At 33.0% G+C, this 285-nt stretch carries 1 protein-coding gene; it reads right to left on the reverse strand.

Translation table 11 applies throughout. The features are described 5' to 3' along the window. A partial coding sequence (locus AAEY88_RS12950; protein WP_350563037.1) for a hypothetical protein occupies positions 1-241 on the reverse strand: 241 nt, incomplete at its 3' end. Positions 242-285: the final 44 nt, after the last annotated feature.

Here is a 285-nt window from a genome sequence, read left to right on the forward strand (position 1 = left end):
TTCCAACACCGTAGACGGTTATGTGACTAGCATCTATTGGTAATGTACTGATAAAAAGTTGGGCTTCGGCAAGGCGATTATGACGGCTGCTAAGTTGAATTCCACTCACGCTAATAGTTTGGTTATAACCTTGAATTAAAAAGGCTTCTATATTTTCAAACGTTGTCGTTTTTAATCTAGATGCAATATCTGGCCATTTTTTAGATATTATCTTGAGATTTGCAATAAAAAGTTCAGTCATTGATATTATTCTCGAAATTATATGTCTATATTCATGAAATATAC

This window comes from Psychrobacter sp. CAL346-MNA-CIBAN-0220 (assembly GCF_040309805.1).
GTDB lineage: Bacteria > Pseudomonadota > Gammaproteobacteria > Pseudomonadales > Moraxellaceae > Psychrobacter.